11 protein-coding genes are annotated in these 13112 nt (G+C 34.5%); all 11 read left to right on the top strand.

From position 1 onward, the window contains the following. Nucleotides 1-15 precede the first annotated feature (15 nt). The 11 genes from ACTYA4_RS05355 to ACTYA4_RS05405 all read left to right on the top strand — a co-directional run bounded on the left by ACTYA4_RS05355 (nt 16) and on the right by ACTYA4_RS05405 (nt 12941). Entirely contained in the window at nt 16-1122 is a 1107-nt protein-coding gene (locus ACTYA4_RS05355) for a prephenate dehydrogenase (RefSeq protein ID WP_443479963.1), read from the top strand. 20 nt (nt 1123-1142) lie between these two features. Then, nucleotides 1143-2429, top strand: a complete 1287-nt coding sequence (gene aroA, locus ACTYA4_RS05360; protein ID WP_443479962.1) for a 3-phosphoshikimate 1-carboxyvinyltransferase — start codon at nt 1143-1145, stop codon at nt 2427-2429. Between the two features lie 298 nt (nt 2430-2727). Continuing rightward, entirely contained in the window at nt 2728-3258 is a 531-nt protein-coding gene (locus ACTYA4_RS05365) for a hypothetical protein (RefSeq protein WP_443479961.1), read from the top strand. 239 nt (nt 3259-3497) lie between these two features. Then, the gene (locus tag ACTYA4_RS05370) at nt 3498-5840 is read left to right on the top strand and encodes a putative bifunctional diguanylate cyclase/phosphodiesterase (protein ID WP_443479960.1); all 2343 of its coding nucleotides are present in this window, start codon (nt 3498-3500) and stop codon (nt 5838-5840) included. Between the two features lie 262 nt (nt 5841-6102). Next, nucleotides 6103-7011, top strand: a complete 909-nt coding sequence (locus ACTYA4_RS05375; RefSeq protein WP_443479959.1) for a hypothetical protein — start codon at nt 6103-6105, stop codon at nt 7009-7011. 12 nt (nt 7012-7023) lie between these two features. Further along, nucleotides 7024-8289 carry a tetratricopeptide repeat protein gene (locus ACTYA4_RS05380; protein ID WP_443479958.1) on the top strand — a complete coding sequence of 422 codons (1266 nt, stop codon included), beginning with the start codon at nt 7024-7026 and terminating at the stop codon, nt 8287-8289. Between the two features lie 109 nt (nt 8290-8398). Next, nucleotides 8399-8947, top strand: coding sequence for a ReoY family proteolytic degradation factor (locus ACTYA4_RS05385; protein ID WP_443479957.1), 549 nt, complete (start codon nt 8399-8401; stop codon nt 8945-8947). A 345-nt stretch (nt 8948-9292) separates the two neighbouring features. Next, nucleotides 9293-9889: a lipoprotein heptaprenylglyceryl N-acetyltransferase LhaT gene (gene lhaT, locus ACTYA4_RS05390; protein ID WP_443479956.1), complete on the top strand. Its 597-nt coding sequence runs from the start codon at nt 9293-9295 to the stop codon at nt 9887-9889. 94 nt (nt 9890-9983) lie between these two features. Beyond that, nucleotides 9984-10793: a sporulation protein YpjB gene (gene ypjB / locus ACTYA4_RS05395; protein ID WP_443479955.1), complete on the top strand. Its 810-nt coding sequence runs from the start codon at nt 9984-9986 to the stop codon at nt 10791-10793. A 60-nt stretch (nt 10794-10853) separates the two neighbouring features. Continuing rightward, nucleotides 10854-11528: a zinc metallopeptidase gene (locus ACTYA4_RS05400; RefSeq protein ID WP_443479954.1), complete on the top strand. Its 675-nt coding sequence runs from the start codon at nt 10854-10856 to the stop codon at nt 11526-11528. 192 nt (nt 11529-11720) lie between these two features. Further along, complete coding sequence (locus ACTYA4_RS05405) at nt 11721-12941, top strand: MFS transporter (RefSeq protein ID WP_443479953.1); 1221 nt, start codon at nt 11721-11723, stop codon at nt 12939-12941. Nucleotides 12942-13112: the final 171 nt, after the last annotated feature.

Genomic DNA, 13112 nt, shown 5'->3' on the forward strand with positions numbered 1-13112 from the left:
AAGGCGGTGAGCAATGTGAATGGCCGCGTCTTCGTAATAGGATTGGGACTAATTGGTGGATCGTTAGCTTTAGGTATAAAAGATAAGCATCCACAAAGTTATGTGATTGGCTACGATGTTTCGGAACATAATGTCAAGCTCGGAAAAATGCTTGGTGTGATAGATGAAAAGGCAGAATCGATTATGGCAGGGGCAATTCATGCTGATTTAATCATAATCGCTACACCTGTCAAGGAAACAGAAATAATCATTAATATGCTTGCTGAAATGCCATTAAAAAAAGGTGTTATTGTAACGGATGTTGGCAGTACAAAAGGAAAGATCGTTCAGAAGGCACAAATTCTTTTAGATAAAGGCGTAACTTTTATCGGGGGCCATCCGATGGCTGGTTCCCATAAAAGCGGGGTCCTTGCTGCAAAAGAATTACTTTTTGAAAATGCTTTTTATTTATTAACACCTGTGCAAGATACAAAAGAAGAAGAAATAAATAGTTTAAAAAGTTGGTTAGAAGGTACAAAAGCTAAATTTCTTATTGTTACATCAAATGAGCATGATTTATTAACAGGGGTTATTAGTCATATGCCTCATATTGTTGCCACGTCATTGGTACATCAGGCAGACCATACAAGCAAAAAGAATGATCTTGTAACAAGGCTGGCAGCAGGAGGTTTTAGAGATATAACAAGAATTGCCTCAAGCAGCCCTGCTATGTGGCGTGACATTTTATTGCATAACAAAGAAGTGTTGCTTCAGCTTTTAAATGATTGGCAGCATGAGATGGATAAAGTGATTTCCTTAATAAAAGAAGAAAATTCCAGTGAATTATTTGAATATTTTCAGCATGCTAAAAACGTAAGAGATGAACTTCCGCAAAATCAAAAAGGAGCTATACCGGCATTTTATGATTTATATGTAGATGTTCCTGATTATCCGGGTGTTATTTCAGAAATAACAGGGTATTTAGCAAAGGAAAAAATAAGTATCACGAATATTCGTATTATTGAAACGAGAGAAGAACTAAACGGAATATTAGTCATTAGTTTTCAAACGGATGAAGATAGATTGCGTGCACAACAATGCATTGCGTCATATTCTAATTACGGCACGACAATTGAAAAGTAATAAATAAAAAGGTGATAAGAATGGAACCAATTAAATTAAATGCAACTCCAACCAGCTTACAAGGAGAGCTTTTTATTCCGGGAGATAAATCAATTTCCCACCGTTCTGTTATGTTTGGGGCGATTGCAAACGGCAGAACAACCGTTACCAATTTCTTAATGGGAGAGGATTGTTTAAGTACAATCTCTTGTTTTCAAAAGCTTGGTGTAACAATTGAGCATAAAGACGAAAAAGTAATCATCGAAGGAAATGGGTTAGATGGATTAGTAGAACCGAAAGATATATTGGATGTTGGAAATTCGGGAACAACTATTCGTCTATTATCAGGTATTCTTTCAGGGAGAGATTTTCATTGTACACTCATTGGAGATTCGTCAATTGGAAAAAGACCAATGACTAGGGTGGTTAATCCATTACGTACAATGGGAGCTCGTATTGATGGAAGAAATAATGGAGAGTTTACCCCGTTATCTATTCGAGGCGGCCAATTAAACAGCATGTCTTATCAGCTGCCTGTAGCAAGTGCTCAAGTGAAATCTGCTGTGTTATTTGCCGGATTACAAGCTGAAGGTACAACAACAGTTATTGAACCTGTTGCAACAAGAGATCATACAGAAAGAATGATTAAACGCTTTGGCGGCGATATAACAGTTGAAGGAAAAGAGATACATATTAATGGTGGCCAAACATTAACAGGTACAGAAATCCATGTTCCTGGAGATATCTCTTCTGCCGCATTTTTCCTTGTTGCAGGATGTATTGTGCCGAACAGTGAAATCGTGTTAAAAAATGTAGGATTAAATCCAACTCGTACTGGAATTATGGATGTGTTGAACATGATGGGTGCAACCGTTGCAGTGAAGTTCGACGAATCGGAAGTGTTTGAACCGGTTGGTGATCTTGTTGTAAAAACAAGCAGCTTGTCAGGAATTACGATAGAGGGAGATATCATTCCACGTTTAATTGATGAAATTCCAATTATCGCTTTATTAGCAACGCAAGCAAGCGGAACAACGGTAATAAAAGATGCACACGAATTAAAAGTCAAAGAAACAAATCGCATTGATACAGTTGTAAATGAATTGAAAAAGCTAGGTGCTGATATTGAAGCAACAGATGACGGCATGATTATCCATGGCGGAACTCCTTTAAAAGGCGCTTTAGTTAACAGTCATGGCGACCATCGTATCGGTATGATGCTGGCAATTGCATCAGTTATTTGCGAAGGCGAACTTTTTTTGGAAAACGCAGAAGCAATTTCTGTTTCTTATCCGTCGTTTTTTGAGCATTTAAATAGTTTGATGTAAGAAGAAGGGGGGGATCCAGAACGTCAGTTTACACTGACTTTCTGGATCCCTTTTTTCTTTTTTATAAAGGCTTTATTAAACGATAATGTTAATTTTGGAAGGAAATTTACGAGATATTTAAAATTTAATTAACGGAATATTCAAACTTTTTTCGGCGGAGTTTTCTGAAGAACCATTTTTTAAGAGGTTACTTCTCTATATAATTAGAGATAGACTAGTAACTTAAATATAGGTATAATAGCCCTTGCTTACTTTACTAGTAAAATTATAAGTTTATGTTTTATAGGAGGAAAGAAAAGTGTACATAAAAGTTGATTCCTTTGCACTATTAAATGATTTTAACCAAATTTGGATGGAATGTTGGCTTGAAAAGGGTTATGGATTAGAGAATTCAAATGGTCAGAGCGATCGATATATCATTCAAAATTCTCATAATCAAAAAGTAGGAACCATTGAATTTAAGCCTTATATTCTAGATCCTGCTAATAACATTAATACAGTATTTCCCTTTCATCAGATTGAATCTATTAAAAGTAAGCCAAACTCAGTGGTAGAAATTGATAAGGTGGCCATATTAAAGCAATTTAGAGGAAAGAACCTGGATAGACTTTTAACTGTGTTCGTAAATTATTCGGAATACTATGATATAAGTTATTGTGTAGTACTCCTTGAAAGAGTGTTTTACAAAGCACTCAAAACTGTATACAAAATTCCTTTGGAGTCAGTTAGTAATAAAATCTATTATAAGGGGGATTATGTGATTCCTGCGATTATTTATCCTAAAGATATTTACCGTAATAAGGAAAAATACCCATGGTTATTAAGTTAATATGATACGAAAAGGAATCTGATTTTTAAATAAAGGATCTGTTTTATAGTAATGTTGTTTTTATGAAATATTGATTAGACAGAAAAGCCTAGACACTTCTGCGGAAAAACGAGCTACCAAGACTACGCAGGGAAGGACGAGCGAGGAGGCTTGACAGTTCGTCAGCGGAAAGCGTAGTGTATTCACGATGCGGAACTTCTTTTCAGGGTAGCTTAAATAAAAGAAGAATGGAGAAATACATGTTCAAAGTTAGAACAAAAAGGTTTGCATATTCTTTTATCGTTATTTTTATTCTTGCAAACTTCCTTTGGAATTTAGTATTTAGAAATAAACAAGAATTATTAGATTGGGGCGGAGTGACCTTTCAAATCATTGCTTGCTGTGCATCTATTGGATGGCTCGTTTCCACATTTATTAAGCATAAAGGATCCGCTAAAAGTTTCTGGTTATTTCTTGGTTTAGGGATACTTAGTTATCTCATTGGAACCATCCTTTGGAGCTATAATGAATTTATTCTTCATCTAGGTAAGGGATTGAATAGACTAGCGGTGACGTTTTGGATAGCACAAAATGGATTTTATTTTATAGGACTCCTTGTACTAATGAATGAAATGAGGAGTTATTTATTAACGATCCGTTTCTGTCTCGACATGTTAATAGCTATGTCTGTAGCAACGACTCTTAGCTGGATTTTCTTAATAAAACCATTGCTAAATCAACATGCGAAAATAACTTTTAATATTATCGAGTTGCTTTATCCAATATTGGATCTTATTGAACTTGTAGGGGTCTTAAGCATCATTATGACTTCTTATAGTATCTTGTCCAAAAAGACAAATTATTTACTTGTGTCTGGACTATTTATCCAGATAATCGCAGATACTATTTTTAACTATCTAACAGTTATGAAAATATACTCGGTAGGGAGTATAAACGAGCCTTTTTGGATTCTCTCGATATTATTGATTGGGTTGTCAGGGATTTATCATGATGGAAAGTCAGCAAAAGAGTTTAAAACATATGGTAGTAAACAAAAAGAGAATCTCCTTTTAAAACAAAGTATCCCCTATTTGGCTGTATTGCTATTTTCTATGTATGTAATATCTATGTTATACAAATCTCATCCAGTGTTATTGGGGTTGTTTATAAGTATATTATTTTTAATTTTGAGACAAATATTTACTTTAATAGAAAATGAGAAATTAGTTGCTGATTTGCACCATTTAAATGAAAATTTAGAAATTAAAGTAAAAGAAAGAACCGATAAACTAGTAGTAACCGTAAATAACATGGAGTACTTAGCTTATCATGATGTAGTTACAGGTTTACCTAATCGCAGATATATGGAAAAAAGACTCTCACAGGCGATTAACAATACCAATGCTCATGATAAGAAATTAGCCTTTATGCTTCTTGATATGGATCGTTTTAAACATATTAATGATAGTCTGGGACATTCCTATGGCGATTTACTGTTAAAAGAAGTTGGAGAACGACTAGTAAAATGTTTAACCCAACATGAAGTGGTTTGCCGCATTGGTGGAGATGAGTTTGCCCTATTAATTGAAAATGCAAATATGCAGGATATTGAAAGAATAGCATTAAATATATTAACTAGCTTAAGAGAAACATACAATATTAAGGGAGTTGAACTTCATATCACCCCAAGTATAGGGATATCTATTTTTCCTGACCATGGCAGAGATTTGGATACACTATTAATGAAAGCTGATACAGCAATGTACAAGGTTAAAGAAAATGGAAAAAATCATTATATGATTTATAACGGGTCAATGAGTATGAAATCTATCATGGAGTTAGAAAGTTCCTTAAGAAAGGGTCTAGAACGTAATGAATTTATATTACACTATCAGCCGCAAATCTCCTTGCATACGAATGAAATTGTAGGTGTCGAAGCTTTACTGCGTTGGAATAGAGACGGAAAAGTAATGGTACTGCCATCCGATTTTATTCCGATTGCCGAAGAAACTGGTTTGATTTTATTAATAGGAGAAAGAGTTTTATTAGAGGCCAGTAAGCAGTCTGTATCCTGGAGTAAGAAGGGATTCTCAGAATTAAGGATTGCCGTAAATATATCTTCTCTACAGTTTCAACATGATAATTTTATTAATATGGTATCAGAAATAATAAAAGACACTGGTGCAAATCCCAATAATATAGAATTAGAAATAACAGAAAGTATAGCAATGGGGAAAACTGAGAATAACCTTGCTAAAATAACCTTGTTAAAACAAATGGGCTTTAAAATAGCGTTAGATGATTTTGGAACAGGATATTCATCACTACATTATTTAAGTAAATTTCCAGTTGATCGACTGAAGATAGACCGTTCATTTATTACTTCGTTAGAGAAGAGTGAGAAAGACGCAGCAATAGTTAGAATGATTGTAATGATGTCCAAATCATTAAACTGCAAGGTTATTGCAGAGGGGGTAGAGGATGAAATACAAAAATCCTTTCTTGAAGAAATGGAATGCGATGAACTTCAAGGATACTTAGTTAGTAGGCCTTTAAGTGTAGAGGACTGTGAAATTTTCATGTCATCTAATAAGAGAAAGTAAAAAAAGATAGTATGGAAGGATAGTAGACAAAGAAAGAGTCGAAATGAAAGATAATGGGGCTGTCTAGACAGTCCCTCAGATTTTCGAAAAAGTAAGACTGCAAAATTTCAGGCTGAATGACAACGTTTGTCTATCGAGGAACGACCCTTTGTAAGGAGCGGCGGGCAATAGAATGTTCAAGGTGCTGCTGCTTTTTTGAATTTTCAGTCATATAATGCCAATTAAAAGCATAGCTTGTCTTAAAAAGATTGGTGGTGATGCAATGGCATATATAATCGAAAACATTCATATTTTAAAAAAACAGAAAGTAACGAAAACATCCCTTTTAGTGCAAGGTAATCGAATTGAAATGATGAAGCCTGCCTTTCAAAAGTATCGTTGTGTTCGAATGGACGGAGCGCCGTATATTATGACCCCAACACCAATTATTTTAGATAATCATGTCACAACATTAACATCCGCAAAAGAACAGAGGAATTATATTGAAAATAATTTGATTAAAAGAGGCGTTACGACTTTTTTAACCTGCTGTGCAATAAGTAAAGAAAAAGATTTAGAGCAGCAATTAAAACAAACGAAAAATATTTTGCTAAACAGTTCCTTAGATTATATTATCAGTATTCAAATTCCGTTAAAACGATTATCCGTTTCTTTAATCCGCAAGTGTAAAAAGCAAAAGATTCCTGCTATTTTTGTTGAAATAACGGATAAAAATGATTTAAACAAAATTCCTTGGGGGTGGATAAAGGAAGCGATGTTTCCTTATAATTGTCCTCTTGTACCTGTTGTATTAATAGAAGAAGAGCAGGAAAGGAAAAAAGCACTTGCCGTTTGGTCCACCATTATGAGAGATGAAAAACTTCCTTCTATTACAGAAGAAGTAAAAGAAGGAGAAGTCATTTCATATCCGTCTTTAGTAAAGATGGGAATTTACCCGCTTAAAGGAAATGTGTATCAAGGAGGAGAGGTGACGTATAATCTTTATGAAAAAAATGGTTCAAACATAAATATTGAACAAAATGAATTGTTTCTTTATCATAATGAGAGAATACAATTTACGATTCATAAAGGTGTTTGTATTCGGGCAGGAGAAAAGGTTTATTTTCGTCCTGGTTTTGGTGAACAGATAGAAGTAAAAGTACCTTCCTTTTTTGCATTAGGGGGAGTTTAGAGAGGAAAATACATGGAAAGAGTAAATGAAATTATTGCATTATTAGAAGAAGGGCAACAAGAAAAAGCGTTAGAATATTATAAAGATATAGTAAAAAGTGGTTCAAATGAAGAACGATTTGTATTAGGAGAAGAGCTTTTTCAACTAGGATTTTTAGAAGAAGCAAAACAATTATTTCATCTGTTATTAAATGCTTATCCAGAAGAAGGAGAGCTAATGGTTCTGTTAGCGGAAACGGAAATGGAACTTGGCAATGAAGAAGAGGCTATTTCCATTTTAGAAAAGATAAATACAGAGGATGCAAGCTTTCCCCAAGCTCTGCTATTGTTGGCGGATCTGTACCAAATGGATGGTTTGTATGAAGTAAGTGAGCAAAAGCTGCTGCAAGCAAAAAAGATGTTGCCAGAAGAGGTAATCATTGATTTTGCATTAGGAGAATTATATGCAGAGCAAGGGAAGCTGTTTGATGCAATTCGTGCTTATAAAGTCGTTCTTCCAGTTCAAACAGTAGTTGGCGGCGTAAATGTAAATGGGAGAATTGCCGATAATTTAAGTGCAGGCGGCGCATTTGAAGAAGCAGTTACGTATTATAAAAAAGCGTTGGAAGAGAAAGTTGAAATAAATACACTGTTTAATCTTGGCTTAACATCTTTGCAAGCGGGATTCAACCAAAGTGCCATTCATCATCTTGAAGAAGTCAAAGCATTGGATCCATCTTTTCACTCCTTATATTTATATTTAGCGAAAGCGTATGAAGGAGAAGAAATGCTAAAAGAAGCATATGACGTTGTTTTAGACGGAATAAAACAAGATGAATTTAATAAGGATTTATATTTATATGGTGGAAAATTGGCGTTGAAATTAGGAAAGGAAGAAGACGCAGAAAAGCAATTTCGTGAAGCCTTGGCAATAGATCCGGAATTTATAGAAGCAGTGCTGTTATTAAATAAACTATTTTTCACACAAGACAGATTTGATGATGTGATGGAACTAATTGAATTAATGGATGAACAAAATATTGAAGAACCAACCTTTCTATGGGATGCAGCAAAATCTTTACAAGGATTGGAAAAATATTCAGAGGCATTAAACAAATATGAAATAGCATATACTTATTTTAAAGAACTACCAGATTTTCTTTACGATTATGGATATTTTCTTTTAGAAGAAGGAAAAAGAAAGGAAGCTGCCGAAATTTTTAATAAGCTATTAGCAACAGATCCTAGCAATGCAGAGTATTTAGAAATACTTGATCAGTTAGCAGATGAATCGTATTAGTTGTTTTGCTGGTAAAAGGAAACGGTTTTATGGAGAATGGGAATTGTTATGGTAGGGAGTTTGGAGAAACTTAAAAAATTAGTTGGAAACAGAGGAGGGAAATAAAAAAATGAAAACCCCTGTATCTGTCAACGAGAAAAAAGACTTCATTCGTTGGTTTTTAAATCATTATCAATTAAAGAGACGGGAATGTGTTTGGATTTTAAATTATTTAATGAGTCATGATCAATTAATGGAAAAAGTTCATTTTGTTGAAAATGCGGAAAGATGTCCACGAGGATTGGTGATGTCCACCCATTGTGTGGATGAAGTTCCATTCCGCTTTTATAAAGAAAATGTGATGACAACCGATGCAGAAAAGTCCTTTCACGATATTCGTTTAAACAGAGATGAAGATATTTATATTCAGTTGAATTTTTTTGCTTCTAATCAAGCGCATCAATATGCAGCCGTTTTGGTCGAAAATCCATACTTGCCAAAAAAATTACAAATTAGTGAAAAAGACAGAATGATTGCCGAACAATTTCTTGTAACAAGCATTGAAAAATTTCAAAAAGAGAAACTTCTTCACTTAATTGATGAAGCGCTGGATAATGGAGATGAAAAGTTGTTTCAAGAATTAACGAGTAGACTAAAGCATTTTCAAAGTACTAATTAACAGTGACGAATAGAGCGAATAAACAACTTGATTGGTTTTTGATGGGGTTGTTTATTCGTTCCCGTCACTTTTTTTGTCGTTTAGGAAATTATAAACGAAATGGGATTGTGGATAACTTGGCGGTTGTGTCCGCATCCAGCTCCAGCGCCTAGCTCTTGTGAAAAATAACCCCATGCCTCTAAAAGTAAAAAACACTTTTTGAGTCATGTGAACATTTTTCTTCAGAGCTGTTCAAGGCGCTTGCGCTTTTGTTCTTTTAGAACAAGTTGAAATAGAATAAATTTCCGCTAAATATGATCGTATGATAAAATAAATCAACAAATACAAGGAAAGGAAAATACATACATGAGATCGTTGTATTATATATTAAGCAATCGTTCTTTCTTAATGTTAATGCTTGTGATTAATGTGTTAGGAACAGCTTATGGATATTATTGGTATAGATTTCAATTACAAGAAACACCGACTGTTTTTTTAGCCTTTGTGCCAGATAGTCCAACAGCAAGTTTATTTTTTGTTATCGTTCTTTTTGCTTTTTTATTGAAAAAAAATTGGCCGTTATTTGAAGCGTTGGCAGCAATTACGTTATTTAAATACGGAATATGGGCTGTTGTCATGAATCTACTTGTTTTTTATCAGACTGGAATAGTTGATAAAGCAGGGCTTATGTTGATATTTTCACATGGGGCGATGGCGTTGCAAGGTCTATTATATGCGCCTTTTTACCGAATAAAAGTAAAGCATCTCATTATAGCAGCGATTTGGACGTTGCATAATGATATCATTGATTATGTTTTTTTTATGATGCCTAGTTATAAAGTATTAGATCAATACATGGCGCAAATTGGTTATTTTACCTTTTGGTTAAGTATAGCAAGCATCGCGATTATATATTATGTTACACAAAAAAAGGATCGATTGAATTGGAATTTAGTACATTAAAGTGAGAGTTCCAGCATAAGAACAAAAAAATTAATAGTCTAACCTTGTCCACCTCGTCATACATTTTTAATAGTAGACCAAGGAGGGACATGGGATGAAAGCTAAATTCGTTGTATTCGTAAGTGTTTTAGTGCTTTTGCTACCTATTTCGATTTCTGTATATGCAGATACAGATCAAAATGCGCCTATAGATGAACTAGACACATTATCGGACGAAGCGTTGCAGCTTGTAAAATCCGAACGATATGAAGATGCAAAAAAAATACTAGATTATTTTTCTAATCAATTTAGCGACATAACAGTTAAACAAAATCCTTTCACAATGGATGAATTAAGAATTGTTACAGTTGCACATGATGAAGCTGTTGAAGCGACCACCAATACAACCATGAATGTAGAGGAACGCATTTCTGCAGTAACTAAGTTTCGACTTGTTGTAGATGCCATCTCTTCAGGACAGCAGCCTTTATGGACACAAATGAAGGATCCTGTTATGACGACATACAACGAGATGAAAGAAGCAGCTGAAAATGGGGACAAACAAGTTTTTGAAGAAAAGATGAATTCCTTTCTTTCTTTATACGACATTATTTACCCGAGTTTAAAGCTTGATGTAGCGACAGAGCAGTTTCAAAAGTTAAATGCACTTGTACAGTTTATTGATACGTATCGTCTGCAAGTATTTAGCAATAGTGATCAACAAGAGGAATTGATCACCTTGCAATCCGAGCTGCAAAATGTATTTAATCAAGTATATGAAGATGAAACAGATCCTTCTCTTTGGTGGATGATTATTTCAACAGGAAGTATTATTATTCTTACATTATCTTACGTTGGCTGGAGAAAATATGCAGGGGATAAAGCAGAAAAGAAGAGACAAAGAAAATCAAATCATAAAATTTGACTTTAGTATTTTCCCTGCTTACAATAAAAATATATAACATCATGAAATAGGGGGAAATGTATGTTTTTAGTGTATTTTATTATCATCCTTTTAGTTCCTCTCTTCGCCAATCTTAGAGTTAAACGTGCTTATAAAAAATATTCAAAAGTAGCTTCTTCTTCGTATATGACAGGAAGAGAAGTTGCAAGAAAAATTTTAGATGCTAATGGATTATATGATGTAACAGTAGAAGAAACAAGAGGCGTATTATCTGATCATTATGATCCAAGAACAAAAGTGGTTCGTCTTTCGACCAATAATTTTCATGGACATTCTGTTGCAGCAGCTGCGATTGCTGCACACGAAGTAGGACATGCCATTCAGGATCAGCAGAATTATTCTTTTTTGCGCTTCCGTCATGCATTAGTTCCAGTTGCGAATATCGGTAGCAACTTTTCATGGATTCTTATTTTAATTGGAATGTTTGCAGGGTTATCCAATTTTGTTCTGTTAGGAATTGTATTTATGGCTGCAGCTGTGTTGTTCCAGTTTATTACCTTGCCAGTGGAATTTAATGCATCCAACCGTGCGATGGATCAAGTAGTTTCATTAGGAATTATCCGCAATAACGAAGAAAGAGAAACAAAAAAAGTATTAAATGCAGCTGCATTAACGTATGTGGCAGCAGCTGCTGTTGCTGTATTAGAATTAATTCGTTTGATTCTAATTTATACAGGAATGCAAAGACAAGATTAATTTTTATAGAAAAAAATGGATAGATGTTAATTATAGAAAAGGTGCGCTGTTACAAATAACAGCGTACCTTTTTTGCTGTAGAAAATGATTTTTATAAAATCTTTACCATACCTATTTTTTCCTTCTTTTCCGATGTATAATAACATTTGTAATTTGATTTATTATCTATTTTTGCAAAAAGAAAGAAGGGGTATGTTGCAAACAGCAGAAGTATTACAAAAGCAACAGCAAATAACGGTTTATAATATATTATTTGCGATAAGTTTAGGACATTTTATGAATGATTGTATGCAGTCGGTCGTACCTGCATTATTTCCAATTATTGAAAAGTCGATGAACCTTAACTATACACAAGTAGGATGGATTGCGTTCACTCTTAATATTACATCGTCTATTATGCAGCCATTTTTTGGTGTATTGGCAGATAAACGCCCGGCTCCTTATTTATTGCCAGTTGCTATGATTTTTAGTTTATTAGGCATGTTTGGACTGGCAATTTCTACTAATTTTTATTTTGTGCTTTTATCTGTACTATTTATTGGCTTCGGTTCTGCTATTTTTCATCCAGAAGGATCACGTGTCGCCTATATGGCTGCGGGAGCAAAAAGGGGGCTTGCCCAATCCATTTATCAAGTTGGCGGCAATGCAGGCCAATCTATGGCGCCGTTATTTACAGCATTTATCTTTACTTATACTGGCCAGTTTGGCACTATCTGGTTTACTTTGCTAGCTGCCATTGGAATAGTTGTGCTTTTTTCCGTTTCCAACTGGTATAAAGGCGAGTTGAAAATAATCGCACCTAAAAAAAACCACCAAGCAAAAAAGCCGCTTTATATCAATAAAGAAATTGTGATCGCCATTAGTTTATTAATTTTTTTAGTTTTTGCTAGATCTTGGTATGGTGCAGGCATCAGTAATTTTTTTCATTTTTATTTGATTGATAAATTTCAACTATCAATTCGTTCAGCGCAGATTTATGTTTTTTTATTTTTGTTAGCAGGAGTAATTGGCACTTTTTTTGGCGGACCATTAGCGGATCGATATGGAAAAAGAACAATTTTGTTGTTTTCCATGCTTGGAGCTGCACCGTTTACGTTATTAGTGCCTCATATGCCGCTTAGTTTAGTTGGTCCTTTATTAATGATAATTGGATTTATTCTTCAGTCGAGTTTTAGTGTTACGGTTGTGTATGCACAGGAACTAATACCAGGTATGATTGGCCTTGTTTCTGGGTTAATTGTTGGATTAGCGTTTGGCATGGGCGCACTTGGAGCCGTTATCTTAGGGGTGATTGGAGATAAGTATGACTTGCAAACCATCATGCTGTTATGCAGTGCATTACCGCTATGCGGTCTATTAACGTTGTTATTGCCAACAGATAATCGAGTGAAAGAAATCCATCAACATCATTAATAAGAACTGTTGAACAAACTCTATATGAAAAAACAAAGGACAAGAAGTCGTGCATTCTTGTTCCTTTTGGTTTTTTCTAAAGATAAGAAAAGTTTTCTTAAGTATGACAGGTGTCTAGCTCCAGCGCCTAGCCCCTGTGAAAGATAACCTCATGCCTCTAAAAGTAAAAAA

This window comes from Niallia yueguangensis, assembly GCF_052663115.1.

Excerpts from the sequence above, each read along its gene's own strand:
- aroA (WP_443479962.1), top strand. The coding sequence starts at position 1,143 with ATGGAACCAATTAAATTAAATGCAACTCCAACCAGCTTACAAGGAGAG.
- ACTYA4_RS05370 (WP_443479960.1), top strand. The coding sequence starts at position 3,498 with ATGTTCAAAGTTAGAACAAAAAGGTTTGCATATTCTTTTATCGTTATT.
- ACTYA4_RS05375 (WP_443479959.1), top strand. The coding sequence starts at position 6,103 with ATGGCATATATAATCGAAAACATTCATATTTTAAAAAAACAGAAAGTA.
- ACTYA4_RS05380 (WP_443479958.1), top strand. The coding sequence starts at position 7,024 with ATGGAAAGAGTAAATGAAATTATTGCATTATTAGAAGAAGGGCAACAA.
- ACTYA4_RS05385 (WP_443479957.1), top strand. The coding sequence starts at position 8,399 with ATGAAAACCCCTGTATCTGTCAACGAGAAAAAAGACTTCATTCGTTGG.
- lhaT (WP_443479956.1), top strand. The coding sequence starts at position 9,293 with ATGAGATCGTTGTATTATATATTAAGCAATCGTTCTTTCTTAATGTTA.
- ypjB (WP_443479955.1), top strand. The coding sequence starts at position 9,984 with ATGAAAGCTAAATTCGTTGTATTCGTAAGTGTTTTAGTGCTTTTGCTA.
- ACTYA4_RS05400 (WP_443479954.1), top strand. The coding sequence starts at position 10,854 with ATGTTTTTAGTGTATTTTATTATCATCCTTTTAGTTCCTCTCTTCGCC.
- ACTYA4_RS05405 (WP_443479953.1), top strand. The coding sequence starts at position 11,721 with ATGTTGCAAACAGCAGAAGTATTACAAAAGCAACAGCAAATAACGGTT.